This window comes from Sedimentisphaera salicampi (assembly GCF_002117005.1).
Lineage (GTDB): Bacteria > Planctomycetota > Phycisphaerae > Sedimentisphaerales > Sedimentisphaeraceae > Sedimentisphaera > Sedimentisphaera salicampi.
The window spans coordinates 43,831-62,768 of record NZ_CP021023.1; the positions used below are offsets into that span (position 1 = coordinate 43,831).

General features: G+C 43.8%; 12 protein-coding genes. 10 read left to right on the plus strand and 2 right to left on the minus strand.

Annotated features, from left to right (window positions below):
* On the plus strand, nt 1–3,171 hold the full coding sequence (locus tag STSP1_RS00150) for a sacsin N-terminal ATP-binding-like domain-containing protein (protein ID WP_085754402.1): 3,171 nt from the start codon (nt 1–3) through the stop codon (nt 3,169–3,171).
* A gap of 10 nt (nt 3,172–3,181) precedes the next feature.
* Here the strand turns inward: STSP1_RS00150 and STSP1_RS00155 are convergent, their stop codons facing one another.
* The gene (locus STSP1_RS00155) at nt 3,182–4,138 is read right to left on the minus strand and encodes an AEC family transporter (RefSeq protein ID WP_085754403.1); all 957 of its coding nucleotides are present in this window, start codon (nt 4,136–4,138) and stop codon (nt 3,182–3,184) included.
* Between the two features lie 358 nt (nt 4,139–4,496).
* On the opposite strand from STSP1_RS00155, the gene STSP1_RS00160 reads away from it, so the two are divergent.
* From STSP1_RS00160 to STSP1_RS00195, 8 genes are all read left to right on the plus strand, one after another.
* On the plus strand, nt 4,497–7,961 hold the full coding sequence (locus STSP1_RS00160) for a mechanosensitive ion channel domain-containing protein (protein WP_085754404.1): 3,465 nt from the start codon (nt 4,497–4,499) through the stop codon (nt 7,959–7,961).
* 154 nt (nt 7,962–8,115) lie between these two features.
* Nucleotides 8,116–8,703, plus strand: coding sequence for an OmpH/Skp family outer membrane protein (locus tag STSP1_RS00165; protein WP_085754405.1), 588 nt, complete (start codon nt 8,116–8,118; stop codon nt 8,701–8,703).
* On the plus strand, nt 8,700–9,731 hold the full coding sequence (gene lpxD / locus STSP1_RS00170; RefSeq protein ID WP_085754406.1) for a UDP-3-O-(3-hydroxymyristoyl)glucosamine N-acyltransferase: 1,032 nt from the start codon (nt 8,700–8,702) through the stop codon (nt 9,729–9,731). Before STSP1_RS00165 ends, lpxD begins: the two co-directional genes overlap by 4 nt.
* Nucleotides 9,712–11,016, plus strand: a complete 1,305-nt coding sequence (gene lpxC, locus STSP1_RS00175; protein ID WP_085754407.1) for a UDP-3-O-acyl-N-acetylglucosamine deacetylase — start codon at nt 9,712–9,714, stop codon at nt 11,014–11,016. Before lpxD ends, lpxC begins: the two co-directional genes overlap by 20 nt.
* Before the next feature lie 15 nt (nt 11,017–11,031).
* Nucleotides 11,032–11,847 (plus strand): acyl-ACP--UDP-N-acetylglucosamine O-acyltransferase, encoded by an 816-nt coding sequence (lpxA, locus tag STSP1_RS00180; protein WP_085754408.1) that lies wholly within the window; start codon nt 11,032–11,034, stop codon nt 11,845–11,847.
* 40 nt (nt 11,848–11,887) lie between these two features.
* Nucleotides 11,888–13,465, plus strand: a complete 1,578-nt coding sequence (locus STSP1_RS00185; RefSeq protein WP_085754409.1) for a DNA methyltransferase — start codon at nt 11,888–11,890, stop codon at nt 13,463–13,465.
* A gap of 3 nt (nt 13,466–13,468) precedes the next feature.
* The gene (locus tag STSP1_RS00190; RefSeq protein WP_085754410.1) at nt 13,469–14,251 is read left to right on the plus strand and encodes a TdeIII family type II restriction endonuclease; all 783 of its coding nucleotides are present in this window, start codon (nt 13,469–13,471) and stop codon (nt 14,249–14,251) included.
* Nucleotides 14,252–14,289: 38 nt separating this feature from the next.
* Entirely contained in the window at nt 14,290–15,294 is a 1,005-nt protein-coding gene (locus STSP1_RS00195; protein ID WP_085754411.1) for a Gfo/Idh/MocA family protein, read from the plus strand.
* Nucleotides 15,295–15,383: 89 nt separating this feature from the next.
* Here STSP1_RS00195 and STSP1_RS00200 read toward each other — a convergent pair whose 3' ends face one another.
* Nucleotides 15,384–18,398, minus strand: a complete 3,015-nt coding sequence (locus STSP1_RS00200) for a PAS domain S-box protein (RefSeq protein ID WP_085754412.1) — start codon at nt 18,396–18,398, stop codon at nt 15,384–15,386.
* Nucleotides 18,399–18,552: 154 nt separating this feature from the next.
* Between STSP1_RS00200 and STSP1_RS00205 the strand changes: the two genes are divergently transcribed.
* The gene (locus tag STSP1_RS00205; RefSeq protein WP_085754413.1) at nt 18,553–18,936 is read left to right on the plus strand and encodes a response regulator; all 384 of its coding nucleotides are present in this window, start codon (nt 18,553–18,555) and stop codon (nt 18,934–18,936) included.
* Nucleotides 18,937–18,938 lie beyond the last annotated feature (2 nt).

The following is an 18,938-nucleotide window of genomic DNA, read 5'->3' on the forward strand; positions in this document are numbered from 1 at the left end:
ATGAAGTCTTTTGAAGATTTGACTGCAAAACGTAAGAATTGGGTTGAGGCAAACCGTGAGAATGGTTTTGAAGAGGGTATCACAAATCTCTTAAGGGAGCTTTATCCTGATAATGCGCATTTCATATATGAATTACTGCAGAACGCAGAAGACGCTCAGGCTTCAAGTATTAATTTCAACTTATATGCCGATAAACTTATAGTAAGGCATAACGGGAGAAGGCAGTTTGATTATAATGATGTAGAATCTATTACCAGCATAGGAAAAAGTACGAAATCATCTGATGCAACAGCCATAGGAGAATTTGGGGTAGGTTTCAAGGCTGTATTCTCTTATACAAATACTCCTCGCGTCTATTCAAAGGATTATAATTTTCAAATTAGTGATCTTGTAGTTCCCGAACAGGTGCTTGAGAGGAAGGGGATCGGCAATGAGACTGTTTTTGAATTCCCTTTCAATAATCCTTATAAACCTAATGAAAAAGCGTTTCAGGAAATAGAAAAAGGCTTGTACGATTTGAAAGAAAATACGCTTCTGTTCTTAACTAATATCAAAAGCATTAACTTCTACATTGATTCAGAAGAACGCATAGAAGGCAGTCTCAAGAGTGAAATGGGGAAAGACAACATCCTAAGGCTTTCCCGAGAAATAAATGATGAGATATCAACAGATTACTGGCTCAGATTCCAGAAAAAAGACATTCCTGTAGAAGATGAGAAGGGGGGAACAAAAAACTGCACTGTTGCAGTTGCCTATAAACTCGAAAAAATAGAAACAGAAAACAAGAAGGGAGTTAAGGCCACCAGATACAAGATAGTACCCTATGAAGACGCAGGAGTATCAATATATTTTCCAGCAGTTAAGGAAACAACCGGGCTGAAATTTCAGATTCATGCCCCATTCGCATCAACTGTAGCAAGGGACAGCGTCCGAGACTGTGAGGAAAATGAAAGATTGGTTGAGTATTTGGCAGATTTGATTGCTGAAAAAATGGCCGATATTAAAAAATTAAAAATGCTCGATATCGATTTCCTGTCGATCTTACCTTCCTCTAAAATGGCTATAGAAGATTTTTATGAGCCTATTAGAGAAAGGCTGATTGAAGAATTTGATGAAAAAGAATTGCTGCCTATGAGAGCTGGTGGGTATTCAAAGGCTGGGGATGTTTACCGAGGCTCTGAAGAGATGGGTGGCTTGATTTCAGATGCTGATTTAGCTGGTCTGCAGGATTGCAGCAGTAAAAAACCTCTCTGGGTTAAAAGTCCACCCAAAATTAACGATTTTTTAAGTATGTTAGACGTTTCATCTTTTACTCCTGCTAATTTGTTAATTATAGCTTTCAATCCCGAAAAATTGCCCAAGCTTATTGAGATTATGGAAAAAAAGGTTCCAGCTGACCATCTTAAATTATACGACTTAATCTATAAGGCTACTAAAAGTAAAGAAGAACCTGTAATAATAAATGGGAAGTTACAAGAAATTCCGATTATTCTAACGCAAGATTGGGAATACAAATCTGGTAGTGTGTGCTATTTTAAAAACACGGATTATGAATTGAATGAGGGGCGTTATTTCATAAATGATGAAGTAATAAATGATGAAAATCCCGCCAAAAGGGAAGCGAATGAAATTTTACTGCGTAATTTTGGTGTGCAGGAATTTGTTTTTGAAGAGCTTGTAAAAAATATTCTTGAAGATAAATACGATCGCCCTGATTTAGCTATTGATAACAAACATTACGCGAAGGATCTTAAGCTTTTCATGGAATTGACACAAGAAGACAGGTATAATCGTAATTATCTTAAAGATTTGTTCAGTAAGTATTACATATTTAAGGTTAATGAAGACACATGGTGCAAGCCATCAGAGATTTTTATTGATAGTCCCTTGTCGGAAACAGGCTTAAGCGAATATTTTAATTTATTAAAAAAATATTCAGACAAGTATTCATTTTCAAATACTGAGCAGTATCGAAATGAAGTTGCAAAAAAACATAAGTTGCCTTATGAAATGACTGATTTATTGAATTGCAGTGAATCTGAACTGTTTGTTTTTGCAAACAAAGCTGGTTGCAAAACCGATTTAGAAGTCTTTAAGGACGAAGGTTCTGAATATAAACATTTTTATGTTGAAACACGAGATAGATCTATGACTGAATATATATTCGAATCTGTAAAAAGTTTGGCATTGGCGAAATTGTTATGGAGGTTTATTTCTAATTTGTCCAGTGAGGCTCTTTATGAATGGTCAAGACCAGACGGAAGATATAATTTTGAAAGATCGTATAAGCCTAAAGTTGTGGATGGCGAGATTGTCAAAAAGTTCAGAGCTTCTGCTATATTGAAGCCAGCCTCGGATAATTCTTGGGTTCCTCAAAAAACTAAAAATGGTTTTACCTTTGTTTTGCCAAGAGAAGCTTCAAAGGAAATGTTGCCTGAAGATTTATGTGATTATCCCAAAAATAATTGGCTAGAAGTCGTAGAATTTGGAAAAACTTTATATGAAGAAGAAAAAAAACGCCATCAGGAAAAACGCAAAGAAGAAGAGTTTGAAAAAATCTTAAAAGATAAATATGGCATTTCATTATCTCAATTAAAAAAGTTAATACCCAGTGGTAATACTCAAGTCAGCTCTATTACCTCCCATTCATCAGGCACTGTTGAATTCCCTGAAAGAAAAGCCTACAATTGCGAAAGGCGTATGAATAAAATCATAGATGATTATAATTCAGCTCCAGTGAAGGAATACAAAATGGTTGAGATAAGCCAGAGGATTTCAAGGTCTTCTTCTGACCCTAAATCGTATTTATCAGATCAGTATACAAACATTGATGATTTTTTAGTGTGTCAAATATGCAAAGAGGAAATGCCGAAGAAAAAATATAATGATTATTATTTTGAAGCAGTTGAAGCATTTGATAACGATATAATCAAAAAAGAGCATGAAGCCCCATATCTTGCCCTTTGCCCTGTTTGCGCTGCCAAATATAAAGAGTTTATAAAAAAGGGCAGGAACGGCGAATTGAAAGAGCTCAGAGATAAACTTTTATCGTTAGATGATAACGATTTAGAAGTTTCTATAACTCTTAGCGAAAGTGATACCGTCCCGACTATACGATTTACTCAGCAGCATTTGATAGATATCAAGGCTGTGCTTAGCCAGGAATCTTAATTGTTTTCATTTACTCCATTCCGTTGAGGCCGATTAGCAGGTCGTATAGCATAATGAATGCTGGGATGGTTATTATAGAGGCCATAAAGCTTGTGAAGATAAACTGATTTGTAATGTGTCTCTCGCCGCCGCAGCGTTCAGTCATAACAGAAAGCGAAGTTATCGGCGGCACAGCAGCCTGAAGCACAATCATAAACCCCACCGGCTTCGGGATATTCAGGAAGAAAACGGCCGCAAGGGCGATAAGCGGGAAAATGATGTTTTTGGCAATGGTAAACTTCACCGATTCTGCGAGTTTGAATTCGCCCTTATCCCTGAAATCGATATAGATGCTCCCGCCGAGGATCATCATAAGCAGCGGTGCTGCGGTTCGGCCTGTGAGCTTGAGGGCGTGCACAGCAAACTGCGGCACAAACTCCGCCAGCCCGGTAAGCACGAGCGTAAGGGCGATTAGGGTTGCGATGAGCACGGGGTTGAATATCTTGGAGAGCGGGATTTTGGCGTTTCTGCTGCCGTGAAAAAAGAGATTCACAGCCGCAAAATAGAACGGCGGGAACAGCAGAGTAAAAAGGAAAAGCTCTGTAACCAGCGGATTTTCATCCGAAAAAACGCCCGTAATAATCGCAAGCGGAAAGAAAACGGCATTATTGAACACCAGCCCCGAGCGGAATTCCTCCCTGAAGCTTTTCTTAGCGGCAAACGAAAGCAGGAATGCTGCAATTATCCCCGCAATCATAAAGCCAGCCCACCATAGAGGCCTTGTCCACCAGTCCGGCATATCCTCCGGATTAAAGGAGGTGATTATCTTCGAGAATACAAGCGCAGGCAGCGCCACGTCCACAGCGATCGTTGCAAGAACGCTGATTGCCTTCTCCGGAATCACTTTTCGAATTATCAGAAAAAAGCCCGTAAGCCCGATTAAGAGCAATGCGGCCACTGCTTCAAATGTTGTTATGAAAATCTGCAATTATTGCTCCTGTAAACAATTTGACCAGCCGGATTATCTATCAACTCTTAACGCTGTCAATTTGTTTTCAGAATATCTGCCTCAGAAAGCGATCGCCGGCTTTTGCCTGCAACATTCATCGCAGATTCCCGTTCCCGCATTCTGCGTCTGATTTGCCCTCCTTAGTCCTAAACGTCTAAATCCTGAAAATATCAGTGAATAATTAGCAGCGATTGGCGGCTGGTAAGATAAATGTCTTATCAAAAAACTCGCATAAGCAGGGCAGCATCTTTTCAATTCAATGTAGAAGTTTTGTTTACAATCTGTTAAAATACTGCGGCAGGTAAAATTTTATCTTTAAGGATTGCAGAGGGTATAGATGCATAAAACAGCCTACAATAATTCTATTTTTATTAAGCTCCTCATCGCTGCATTTCTGCTTATTCAGGGGGCGTCTTTTGCTGAAGAAAAGAGCCCAGCCAAAGAGACTCAGGCCGAGGCACCGCCTGAAGAGGTTAAGGCCGAGCCTGAGGAGGCTTGGAGCGTTGATGTAAAGCAGATTGAGCAGGCCAGACAGCGGATTTCTGAGAATAAGGAAATGGAGGAGGAGGAGAAGAGTAAATATCTTGAGATTTACGACAGCATTCTTGAGCAGGCAGAGCTCTTCAAGCAGTATCAGGCTGAGAAGGAATCCTTCTCGAATATGCAGAAGAATGCCGCTGCAGAGCTTGAGAAGGTAAAGAAGGAGCTGGAAAAACTTAAAGAAGAATCTGCAGAGCTTTCCGCTGAGGATAAAAGCGCCTCTGAACTGGAAACCCGACTCACAGAAGCGAATATGAACCTTGAAAGTGCAAGGGAAACCAGCACCAAGCTTGAAAACGAACCTAAAAGACGTGCGGAAAGGCGAACCCAGATACCCGAGCAGAGAAAACAGATTCAGGAATCTATAGCAGAGCTGAATGAAAAGCTCAGTCAGCTTCCTGCTGAATCTGAGCAGGACAAGCTCATAGAGGCCAATCGAATGCTCCTGAAGGCCAAGCTAAAGGCCCAGGGAGCAAAGCTTGATTCTCTTGCAGAGGAGCTCAAGGCATACGAGGCCACCAGCGAGATTCTCGCCTTGCGTAGAGATCTTGCTGCCGCAAAATTGAGCAAATACGAAAAGCAGGTGAAGTTTTGGCAGGATGCCCTGAGCCAGGCGAGGAAGAAGGAGGCTGAGCGTGCCAAGCAAGAGGCCAAAAAGGCTGTTCAGCAGTCTCAGAGATCTCATCCGCTCGTGCAGGAGCTCGCAAATGAGAATGTGGAGCTTGCCAAACAGCAGTCTGAGCTTGTAAAGGATATCGAACAGACAAACAGCTACTTAAAGGAGATTCAGCTTGAGGTGGAAAACCTCTCTCAGGATTTCAGCAGCCTTCAGGAGCAGATAGACAAGGCGGGCAAAATCACAAGCGCAATGGGCGTTTTGCTCATGGCCAAGAAGAACAACCTCAAGGATGTTCGCCAGCATAAGAGGCAGATAAGCGAGAGGGTGGCCAAAACCTCCACTATTCAGCTCAAATGGAGTCAGTACGACAGGAGGTGGGCAGATCTTGCGGAAACTGAGGCCCATGCAGAAAGACTGCTCGAAGAAAACAGCGTAAGCGAGGATATGCCCAACTACGCTTCGGTAAAGGAGGAGGCCGAAAACCTGCTCAGAGACAGACGGAAAATCGTTCGAAAAATCGCAGATTACTATATGGATCACATCACTGCCCTTGCCCAGCTTGATATGAGCGAACGCTCGCTGGTCAAAACGGTAGAAAAATACCGCAGCTATATCAATAAAAGCATTTTGTGGGTGAAGAGCTCCTCGCCTGTGCAGAAAAGCGAAATAGCCAAGATTATTTCAGGTGTAAAGGCATTCGCTCAAAACAACAATCCTGCAAGGATGCTCGGTGTTATTGTCAGCGATTTTATGAAACGTCCCCATTACTACATAATCGCCGGCATTGCTTTCCTCTTGCTGATATTCTCAAGGCCTAAGCTTATAAAAACAGCGAAGGCCGATTCGCAGAAGGTGCAGAAAATCACGGAAGACCGCTTTGTTTATACGCTCCGTGAGGTTGCAGTTATGCTTTTTTGCGCATCAGCGATTCCTTTGGCAATGGTTTTCCTCGGCTGGCGTCTGCTTGAGAATTCTGCAAACTATGAGTATTTCGCATATTTTGCTGAAGGGCTTTTCCATGCTTCGTATTTGGCATTTGCCTTTGGAATAATGCGGTTTTTCACAAAACCCTGCGGCCTCGGTTCACATTTCGGGATGAATGAAGAAGCTCTGCAGACTTTCAGCGCTAATTTAGTGTGGTTCTTTTCTATACTGATTCCCGCTGCCTTCCTGTATTATTCTTTCCAGCTCGGTGAGGATACAAAGGCTGGTCAGGATGCCTGCCGGCGGATTATATTTCTTATCCAGCAGGCGTCGGTAATTGTATTTCTAATAACAGTTTTGAACCCGAAGGGTACGATTATTCGAAGCTGGCTTGAAAAACACGAAGGAAGCTGGCTTGATAAGCTCAAATATCTCTTATTCACGATTGCAATACTCGTTCCTTTTTCATTCTGCATACTCTCCATCATCGGCTACGGCTATGCAGCAATGCATCTCCATCAGGAGCTTATGTACACCTTTGCACTTCTTGTTACTGTTTTCTTCCTCACGGCTCTTCTGAAAAGAAGCCTGCTTGTAACCAGAAGACGCCTTGCAATCCAGCAGTTAGACAGGCTCAAGGAGCAGACAATCGAGGAGGCTCAAAGTGATACAGAGCAGACTCAGTCTGTAAATATGGCGCAGCAGGCCGGCAATACTATCTCCACCATCTCCGATCAGGCAAGGAGTGTAATCAAATTTGTATCCACGCTTTTGGTAGTTCTCGGTGTATGGTGGATATGGAAAAGCACGCTTCCGGCCCTTGAGGCTCTCGAAAATATCCAGCTCTCTCAAACTACAGATGCTCAGGGCGAGATTATCATAATCAGCTTGGGAAGCTTATTCAAAGCGATTGTAATTTTCATAATAACACTCGTTCTAACGAGGAACGTACCCGGGCTCTTGGAGATTATGGTGCTCCAAAAGCTGCCTATAAATTCCGCTGCAAGCTTTGCGATAACAACGCTCTGCAGGTATCTGCTCTTTATCATAGGCATTGTATATACGTGCTTTGTGCTGGGGATTCGCTGGTCAACGGTGCAGTGGCTTGTGGCTGCTGTGATGGTAGGTCTCGGTTTCGGCCTGCAGGAGATATTCGCAAACTTCATATCAGGCCTAATAATACTTTTCGAACAGCCTATCAGGGTTGGTGATACTATAACAATTGGAGATGTTAGTGGGCGAGTTTCGAAGATTAAGATACGCGCTACTACAATCCGAAAGTGGGATGAGAAAGAGCTCGTTGTGCCCAATAAGGAATTCATCACTGGAAGACTGGTAAACTGGAGTCTTTCTGACACCACACTGCGGATAGAGTTCCCCGTGGGTGTGGCATACGGCTCCGATGTTCAGAAGGCCGAGAAAACCCTTCTCGATATTGCAAAACGCCATCCGGATGTTATAGATACTAAACCTGCTCCGAGGGTGATATTCAAGGGCTTTGGCTCCAGCAGTCTAGACCTTGAGCTCAGGGTATATATCAGCTCAATAGCCCAGTATCTTGATGTATGGCATCAGATAAACAGCAGGATTGACAAGAGATTCAGAGAAGAAAAGATTGAAATAGCGTTCCCCCAGACAGATTTGCATTTCCGTTCATCAGATTTACCTATTCCGCTTGATATCAAAGGCAGTGAAAGAAAGAGCAGCGAAGCTGATTGAGACTAAGCTTATTAGAGAATAAAATCTTGATGTATGCGTTAGATCTGCGAGGTAAAAAGCGGATTGGTTTAATTGTTCGGTTTTGCTTTTTTGCCCTTAATCATTATACTAAGCCCGAATATGCGAATTTAGATTAAAATGGAGATTATTACAAATGAGTAAAAGATTATTTTTGAGCATTTTAGCGGTATCAGCAGCAGTTATTTCTCTCTCTGCGAGCAGAGTTGACGGTCTAGACAATTCAGCTCCATCAGGAACGGCTGTAGTAAGCATTCCGGAGGTGATAGACAGCAGCGAATATGCCAATCAGCTCGATTCAGGCCTCCAGAAGGAAAAGGAAAATGCCCTTTCTGAGCTTGAGCAGTACAAGGCTGAGATAGATTCTCTCAGGGCGGATATGAAAACCCGCAAGCCCGATTCGGAAGAATACGAAGACCTCAAGCAGAAGGTTATGGAGAAAACAGCCGTTGCAGAGGCAAGAAAAAAGCACCTTCAGGAATCGCTTGTGAAAGAAAACCGCGAGATTATGGAACAGCTCTATCTTGAGATAGTGGCCGTTTCAAAAGAGGTGTGCAAAGAGAAAAATATTGAAATCCTCATAGACCGCGACCAGCTCAAACTACCCTCAAGAGATTCTCAGGAGCTTTCGGGCATAATAAAAACCCATAAAGTGATTTATTATGCGCCTCACATAGATATTACAGATGAGATAATTGAAAGGCTTGATCAACGCAGCAAATGAGTAAAAAATTTACAGCCGGCCGAATAGCCCAGGCCTTAGACGCCCAGTTTTCAGGCAGCCCTGACAAGGAATTCACCGGCATTACCAGCATAGACCTAGCTGACGAAAACAAGCTTACTTTCGCCGACGGCAAACACCTTAAGCGCCTTGCAGGCAGTTCTGCAGGCGGTGTTATTGTTCCTGAAATGCGGAAAGATATTCCGGACAAGCTCCAGTTTGCAGTCAAAGATGTCAACGAAGCCTTGATAAAGGTTCTCGAGATGTTTGCTTTAGAGCCGGCCTTTGAGCCGAAAATAGAGCCCACCGCAGCGGTTGATGAGAATGCCAAAATCAGCTCTAAGGCGTATATAGGGGATTTTGTGCTGGTGCGGGGCGATGTTAAGATCGCTGATGGTGCGGTAGTTAAAGCCGGCGTTAAGATTCAGGGGCCATGTGAGATTGGCGAAAATACCGTTATTGATTCCAACTGCGTTTTGTATCCCCGAACAAGAATCGGCAGAAATTGCTTGATTCACGCTGGAACTGTAATTGGAGCGACAGGATACGGGTATCGTCCGGTAAACCAGATGCCAAAGCTCATCCCCCATAACGGCGGAGTGGTAATAGAAGATTTCGTTGATATCGGGGCAAATTCCTGCGTGGACAGGGCGAAATTCGGAGATACAGTTATCGGAGCAGGCACGAAGATAGACAACCTCTGCCAGATTGCGCATAATGTAAAAGTCGGCAAATGCTGCCTTATAGCGGGGCAGTCTGGAATAGGCGGAAGCACTGTTACGGGGGACGGCTGCATTTTAGCAGGCAATTCCGGAGCAATAGACAACATTGAATTAGGCGATAAAGTTACAATCTGTGCTACTTCTACTGCCCTTAAGAACTTAGAATCAGGCAGGGTAATTGCAGGTCCTAACGGTATAGATAGAGCGAAGTATCTTAAAAGTCAGGTTTTAGTGGGCAAGCTTCCTGAGATTGTGCAGAGGCTGAAAGCACTGGAAAAAAGGTTGAACAATGAAACAGAAAACGATTAAAAACGAGGCTTCACTTTCCGGCAAAGGCCTCTTCAGCGGAAGCGCAGTTGAAGTGAAATTTATCCCGGCAGAGGCGGATACGGGAATTGTGTTCGTGCGTACAGACAACCCCTCGCCAACGAAAATACCAGCCCACGTCAGCTCTCTGATTGAAACAAGCAGAAGAACAGCTCTGGGCAAAGGCGAGGTTACAATCAGCACAACAGAGCACTGCCTTGCGGCCGTTTATGCACTCGGAATCGATAATCTTGTGATAGAGGTTGCAGGGCCTGAACTGCCCGGGCTCGACGGCAGCGCTGCATGCTATATGGAGGCACTGAAGAATGCAGGGATAAAGCAGCTTGCTAAAGATGTGAACGAATTCGTGGTAACTGAGCCTATAGGTATAGTTGAAGACGATGCCTCAATCTATGCACTCCCTGGAGCGGAGGGGAAATATACCGTAAGCTTCGATTTGAACTACAATCAGGTGGATGCTATAGGCAAGCAGCTGTTTTCATTCGAGGTTACTCCGGAAAGCTTTCAGAGAGAAATAGCTCCTGCAAGAACATTCCTGCTCGAGAAAGAGGCTGTTGAATTTCAGAAAAATGGGATAGGCAGCCATCTCTCCCCTGAAGATGTGCTTGTGATCGGCGAGGACGGCCCTATCAGCAATGAATTCCGTTTCGAAGATGAGTGTGTAAGGCATAAGGTGCTGGATATTATCGGAGACCTTGTCCTTGCCGGCGTTCGGATAAAGGGCAAGATTGTGGCTTCGAGAAGCGGGCACGAACTCAACAGAAAGCTCGCTGCCAAGATTTCCGAGCTCTCCCGAAAGCAGCAGAGAAAGAAAAAACGCGGAACAGATGCATTGCTCGATATCAGGAACATCCAGCGGATCCTGCCCCACAGATACCCGTTCCTGCTGGTTGACAAGATTGTCGATATTGAGCACGATTCAAAGATTGTGGGGGTTAAAAACGTAACATTCAACGAGTTGTTCTTCCAGGGGCATTTCCCCTCAAACCCGATAATGCCAGGGGTGCTCATTGTGGAGGCTCTCGCTCAGGTGTCAGGTCTTCTGTTTGCTCAGAAACTTGAAAATACAGGTAAGCTCGCAGTGCTTATGACAATGAATGATGTAAAAATTAGGCGTTCTGTTGTGCCGGGAGACCAGCTCGTGCTGCTTGCGGAAACAGAGAAGGTACGTAGAAGAAGCGCTCAGTGTAGATGTCAGGCAAAGGTGGATGGGAAAGTTGCCGCTGAAGCCGTGCTGAAATTTATGCTGATTGATGACGATGTTTAATGGGGACCAGAGTTTATGGATAATGCGAATATTCATCCAACAGCAATAGTTCAAGATGGTGCCAAAATAGGTGATGGTGTGGTGATTGGGCCAAACTGTTTCGTGGGAAGCGGCGCAGAAATTGGAGACAATACAAAGCTTTCAGCTAATGTTATAGTTGAAAAGAATGTGGTGATGGGCAAGGATAATGTGGTTTATCCGCAGGCGGTCATAGGCTGCGGGCCGCAGATTTTCGGAAAGCCAAGCGATTACAAATACGGCCGGCTGGTTATTGGAGACTCCAACATAATCAGAGAGCAGGTTACGATTCACCCGGGTATGTTTGAAGGCTCTAGCACTGAGGTGGGCAGCCGGAATTTCCTTATGATTGGCGTTCATATCGGCCACGATTGCGTTATTGAAGATGATATCGTTACGAGCAACTACTCGCAGATTTCAGGCCACTGCTGGCTCCAGCGGGGCGTCTGGTTCAGCGGTATCGTAACTGTGCATCAGTTCTGCACGATAGGCCGCTGGGCATATGCCACAGGACTTACAGGAATCAATCACGATATCCCGCCGTTTATGACCGCAAGCGGACATTATCCGTGCGTTGTGCGTACTGTGAATCGACGCGGAATGGCAAGGGCAGGCCTCAGCCAGGAAGAGCAGAAATCTGTAACCGATATCTTCAAAAAGGTTTACAGAGAGGGCGGCCCGATTCTCGAAAAGGTGCGCGAGATGGTGGGCGATGAGTCGCTTAAAGACGTGCAAAGAGAAATAATCGAATTCATCAGCCGCGCAAGCGAACACCGCTTCGGAAGATACCTCGAAACAAAAAGACAAGACTGAGAATAACAGCATTAAAGAGGCGAATTGGAACGCTGGGGCAATGGATAATCTATTAACTATAAAACAGGCAAGTGTTTGGGCGTCAAAACATTTGGGCAGAGATGTTACGCCTTCCAATATCTCTTATCTGGTGCAGTACGGCAGGATACCCAAGAGAGGCGATAACGGCAGAGTGCTTGTTGATAAATTGGAGCTTCAGGCCTATTATAGAAAGCATTTTTCAACAACTGAAGATCGCTGGAAACAGAAACTCGGACAGGACTTAAACTGGCATCTTTCTTTCTCAGACTGCAAAGAATCTGAAAGAACAAAGCATGTACACCGGCTTCATCCGTATAAGGGCAAGTTTATACCTCAGTTAGTGGAGTATTTCTTGGATGAGCATACTGATGAATTCAAGAAAGAGGCATACTTCAAGCCCGGAGATATAGTTTTAGACCCGTTCTGCGGGAGCGGTACAACACTTGTGCAGGCAAATGAGCTTGGAATCAACGCAATAGGGATTGATGTTTCTGCGTTCAATGCCTATATAAGCAACGTTAAGGTCAGCCATTTTGATTTAGAGGATATAAAAGCTGAAGCGGCCAAAATCTCTAAAAATTTGAGTGAGTTTCAGAGGCAGAATAATAATGCAGCCTTCGAACAGCACCTTTTAGAAAAGCTCAAAGAGTTTAATAATAAGTATTTCCCGTCCCCTCAGTTTCGTTTCAAAGTCAGAAAAGGGGAAATAAATGAAAAACAATATTCTAAGCAGAAGGCTGAAGAATTCCTGAAAACTTACAGCAAGCTTGTTGATGAATATAATCTGCAGCTCAGGCAGCCTAAAGAAGATACCTTCCTTGAAAAATGGTTTCTCCAGCCTGTAAGAAATGAGTTGGATTTTGTATTCGAGCAGGTTAAGGGAATTGAAAATATCAAAACCAAGAAAGTTTTGGGGCTTGTGCTCAGCAGAACAATGCGTTCCTGCAGGGCCACAACCCACGCAGACCTCGCCACGCTCAAAGACCCGATAACTCAAACTTACTACTGCAGGAAGCACGGGAAGATTTGCAAGCCCCTGTTTTCTATACTGGGCTGGTGGCAGAGATACGTGCAGGACACAATAGACAGGCTGGAAAAATTTTCCAACCTTAGAACTGACACCTATCAGAGATGTTTAGTGGGCGACAGCCGAAATATAGATATAGTTTCAAACTTGAAAGACAAAGCTCCGAAATTAGCCGCATCCATTCAGGAAGAAGGCGTTGCAGGAATTTTTTCAAGTCCACCGTACGTAGGCCTGATTGATTATCATGAGCAGCACGCCTACGCATACGATCTTTTCGGTTTTGAAAGAAATGATGATTTGGAGATCGGCCCTTTATACAAGGGGCGTGGCAAAGAAGCCAGAGATTCTTATATAGAAGGGATTTCTGAAGTTCTGCTGAATTCCAAGCCTGTGCTTAAAGAAGACTACAATATTTTTTTAGTAGCCAATGATAAGGATGGGCTGTACAGATCTATTGCCGAAAGGGCGGGGATGAGGATTGTTAGAGAATTCAAAAGACCAGTTTTAAGCAGGGTTGAAAAAGACAGGTCAGCTTATTCTGAAACGATATTTCATATGAAGGAGAAATAGGGTTTGGCGCTTTCTTATAATCAAGTTGAGCAGATTAAACAGCTGCTTTCGGAAAAAATAGAGAATAAACTTTCCAGATACGGCAGAGAAACCGTTTCAATGCCCTTTCTTGCAAGGCTTATTCAGGATAATGAGAAGATTGCAGCGTATTCGTTTATCCACTCAATCGCCACAACTTTAGGTATGAGTATCTACGAAGATGTTTCTGTTATAATTGCTTCTGAGAGATCGCAAGAGGCCTACAAGAAATATGGAGTTGGCGGGGTTTTGGCTTCTGAGCAGAAAGACAGGATTTCTTCTATAGTAAATGAACTAAGAAACGGCAGCAGAGACGCAAATATTGAAAATGAAATTTCGGAAGTATTATCCGCCTCAGCTCAAGGTGGTGAATTTCAAAAATCGGGCAATGAAGCCGATTTTTATATGAAAAGAGATGGGGAAGAATATTTCTTTGAAATAAAAACCGTAAAGCCGAATATTGATGTTTTTCAGGCGAGCAAAACCAAGCTTTTGGAATGGGTTGCCAGAAAACGGGAAAGGGTAAATGTATATTTGGCATTCCCCTACAATCCATATCACCCTGAACCTTACAGCCGCTTTACAGAAGTTGGAATGATGGATTTGGGCAATGATTTTCTAATCGGCGAACAATATTGGGATTTTATAGGCGGAAACGGGACTTTTTCTAAACTTTTAGAAGTCTTTGATGAAGTTGGCAAATATTATAAAGCTCGGCTGGATAAGAAATTTAAAGAAGTTGCAGAGAAAAGGTTGGATTCCTATTAAGAACTTAAAACAGCCTTTCGTGGCAAAAGGAATTTGATATGGCGAGATTAAAAACAGCAGTGATAGGCGCCGGCAAGATGGGCAGCCTGCATACAAGGATATACAGCGAGCTTGAGCTCAGTGAGCTTGCAGCGGTAGTAGATAGTGATTCGGCCAAGGCGGGCGAGCTTGCGGAAAAATACGGCTGCGAAGCGCTTTCGAGTCCTGAAGAGCTTATCGGGAAGGTTGATGCGGTAACGATAGCCGCACCGACAGACAGCCATCTGAAGATTGCTGCTCCCCTTATAAAAAACGGAATCGCTGTGCTTATAGAAAAGCCGCTGGCATCAAGCGTGGAGCAGGGCGAGGAGATTGCCCGCCTCGCACGCACCAAAGGCGTAACAGTTGCCGTGGGACACAGCGAACGCTGCAATCCTGTTGTGCAGGCGATGGACAGGCTCGAGATAAAGCCCCGATTCATCGAGGCCAACAGGGTGAGCCCGTATCCCTTCCGCTCAACGGATATCGGCGTTGTGCTGGATGTTATGATTCACGATATAGACATTATCCTCTCGATAGCGGGCAGTCCGGTTAAGAGCGTGGATGCTGTAGGCGTTGATGTTATCGGGCAGAATGAAGACATCTGCAATACGAGGATAGTTTTCGAAAATGGCTGCATGGCCAACGTAACTGCATCAAGGCTTGCCCTCAAAACAGAGCGGAAGATTCGGATTTTCAGCTCGCAGGCGTATCTGAGCCTCGATTATTTCCGCAAGGAGGGTATTGTAATTCAAACGGCCCCGAATGTTAATGTGGTTGAGTGGATAAGAGAGAGGCAGAAGGAGCCGGGATTCAGCTTTGAAAACGTGAATTGGCCGGATCTTCTGAATATCGAAAACCTCAAGATCGAAGACAAAGAGCCGCTCAAAGTTGAGCAGTCTGCTTTTCTTGAGGCTGCCGCCGGAAAACGCCGGAGACCGATCGTAACAGCCGAAGAAGGGCTTGCTGCCCTTGAGTGCGCATACAAAATCCTTGAGAGCATAAAGGAAAAGGCGTGGCAGTAATTAAGAGAAGTTTCTTTGCTTTGGCTTGAAATGAAAAAGTGATTGATTTACGGATTATTGAATTGCAGTTTTAATGCTGTATCAAGATCTCACTGCTCTTCTGCCGGAGGGAAATATATATTAAAATCGGTGCCTTTGCCCAATTGCGAGTCTATGGTAATCAGCCCGCCTAAGCTGCTTATTATTCCGTGAACCACTGAGAGCCCCATTCCCGTACCTTTGTTTACTGGTTTGGTTGTAAAGAAGGGCTCGAATATTTTTTCCTTGGTATTCTCATCCAGCCCGCAGCCGTTATCGCTTACAGTGAGCTTTATGTACGTTCCGGGCGAGAGGTTCCCGTTTATAGTAACCAGAGGCTCTTCAAGCTTGGCTTCCTCAAGGATCACATAGATTTGCCCGTTCTTTTCCCCCACAGCGTGTATTGAGTTTGTTATCAGGTTTGAAATAATCTGCAGGAGCTGGGATTCATTGCCTCTGATTGTGTCTCTGCTGGTTCTGATAAACTTTGAAATCCGTACATTTTCCGGCACAGAGGGCTTAATCATTGACAGGCACTCATCGATAATCGAACAAACAGAGATGCTTGTTTTCTGCAAGTCTGATGATCTGCTGAATGTAAGTATCTGATTCACCAGCTTTTTCGCCCTGTCAGATGCTTGAAGTATCTGATTGATGTTTTTGTATGCACGGGAGTCTTCTCCGCAGTTTTTCTTTGCCAGCCCGGCATGTCCGATTATTGCGGTTAATATATTGTTGAAATCGTGCGCTATTCCGCCGGCGAGTGTGCCCAGGGATTCAAGTTTCTGCCTTTGATGGAGCTGTTCAGAGAGCCTGCGGTTTCTATCTTCATTTATCTTTCTTTCAGTTACGTCTCTGATAATTGCGTGATAATTTTCGATGCTGTACTCTCGGGAGAATTCAGCGCTCCAGTCCATCTCTATGAACAGGTGTTCTCCTGTTTTGGATTTTAGTTTAAGCCCAAGCCCTCTCACTTCACTTTTGCCGGAATTTAAGAATCTTTTGAATGATTTTGCTGAGTTTTCATCTAAGAAATCCGAAAACTCCTTCCCAAGCATCTCCTCTCTGCTGCAGCCGGTGATTGACAGCATGGCAGGGTTAACTTCTCTGATTATCCCGTATGTGTCAAAACATTGATAGCCCAGAAGCGTTTTTTCGTAAATCAGCTTAAAACGCTTATTGCTTTCCCGAAGTGAGGAAAGGGCGGTGTATCTGGAAATTACGCATGCAAGACTGTCTGCAGTCCGTTCAAGAGAGCGGACAGTTTCAATGTCAAAGTTGTTTTTGGCCCTTGTGTTAAGCTGTAAAAGCCCGATAATCTCTCCAGCATCTCTGAGCGGAATCAGAGCAATGGATTCGAATCCTTCAGTGCAGCACCTTCCTCTTATGTTTTCAGAAAAGCCGCTTTCCGCCATAGCTTCCATAAGGCCGCTTGAAGAGTTCGTCCAGAAACTCCCCGATTTTGTAAAGTTTCCTGTATCTCGGTTTGTATCCCCGCTCACAACTAATCCGCACATGCAGGCGTATTTTTGTTCGCTTACCTGCCCTCTAATTGGGCAGTATTTTTTATTCAGCAGGCAGATAGAATTTTCAGTTTGCACAAAATCTTCAGAGAAGCCTAAAGTATGGTAGTATGGATAGTCCTCTCCCCTTTTGAGCCTGATTCCTGCTGCATCGCATTTTGCCCAATCTCTAAGGTAGGGCAGAAATTCCTTGATTAACTCGCTGAGCTTTTCCCTGCAGTTTACCAGCCTGAAAAGCTCTACCATCGCTTCCTGCTCACGCTGCTGCCTCTCACGCTGTTCAATATTGCGGGAAATCCCGAGAAAAACCTTTTCACCATCGATTTCAAAGCTCCCAAGCCTAACTTCTGCGGGAAAAATGCTCCCGTCCTTTCTTATGTTTTCCGTTCTAAATACAAAATTTTTGCCATAAGCTGTTTTCTCGAGTGCTTTTTGCACATCTACGGGTTCGTCAAGATTGTTATCTATATCTTTAACATTGAGCCCTGCAAGCTCTTTTTCTGTGTATCCTAGATCATCCATTGCCTGATTGTTGAATAAAAGCAGCTTTCCATCCTTTCTGTGTACATATATAGCATCTCCAGCGCTGTTAAGGATTGTCTTGAATTTCTCCTTTTCTGCGGAGAGTTCACGGGTTCTCTGTTTAACTCTTGATTTGAGCTGTTTGTTCCAGACAAGAATCAGAGCTATGATAAAGGCCGCAAGTCCCGCAGATACTGAAAGCCAGAATCGAGCTCTCTTTATGTTGATGTGATGGATGATGGCAGACTCTGCCCATTTTTTATTGATTCTCTCTGTCTCATTCTTCGAAAGGGAGGCGAGGGTTTTATTTATTATATCTCTAAGCTCAGGCCAGTCTTTGCGAACTCCGAAACAGATTTTGTATTGATAGGGCGTTGCACCGGCAGCTTTAATACCCTTGAAATTGTGCTTGGCTATATTGTATTTGGCCACAAGAAAATCTTCTATTACAGCTTCAACTTTGCCTTCGCTGAGCCTCTCGAAGGAATCTGTAACAGAGCCTGTTTCTACGATTTTTATTTCAGGATAGTCTCTTCTCAGCCAATTTTCAACGGCATAATCGTTTACAACAGCAACCCTCTCTCCGTTTAGCTCCCGTAAGTTTGTAATGTATGGCCCGCCCAGCTGCGTGTAAATACCGATTGGAAAGGTTACATAAGGTCGGCTGAATAATAGACGCTCCTTTCTGTCTTCAGTATAGGCAGCAGAGCTCAACATATCGGATTGCCATTCTATTGCGCTTTCAAATGTTTCAGCCCAGTTGTCTGTTTGTGTGATTTTAAATTTTAGGCCGGTTTTTTCTGAGATAATCCTGAGGTATTCGCCCGAAAAACCTTTAATTTCACCGTTTTCCACAAATTCTATCGGCGCAAAGTTCTTGTCTGGGGCCACTTTTACAACAGGATGTTCTTCAACCCATTGCTTTTCTGTCTTGTTCAAAAAGTCGGATTTGCCGTTTTCGCCGGCTATAAGCCCGGCGGCTGAAACAAGAAACAGCAGCTTCCAGCATAGTATTAAGTATTTAGACTTCTTTAAGTTCAAATTATTTTTAGAAAAATTACTTTATTATTTTGTTGCAATTTTAACCCATTTGGTTAATATTGCAAATGTTATATATGCAGTTTGAAATTCTTTCGCACATTATTTACATTGAGAAGTAAAATCCAAGGATATAATATTAGGACGGGGTAAAAAATTGACCAAAATTCTCGTAATAGATGATGACTCACAGATTCTTGAAATGGTAACCGAATTTCTCGCAGATGCAGGCTATGAAGTGTTCGGAGCCTCTGACGGAGATAAAGGTGTAGAGCTTTTCAGAGAAAAATCGCCGGATTTGGTTATCACCGATATCATAATGCCCGGCAAAGAAGGCATAGGCACGCTGATGGATATAAAAAATCAGGCCCCGGACGTTAAGGCGATAGCTATTTCCGGGGGCGGGAGAGTAGTACGCGCCTCGGATGCCCTGAAAGACGCCAGTTTTTTCGGTGCTGAGGAAATTATCGAAAAGCCGTTTTCCTGCGATAATCTGCTTGAAACAGTTAAGAAAGTTCTGGGAGAAAGCAATAAATCCTGAAT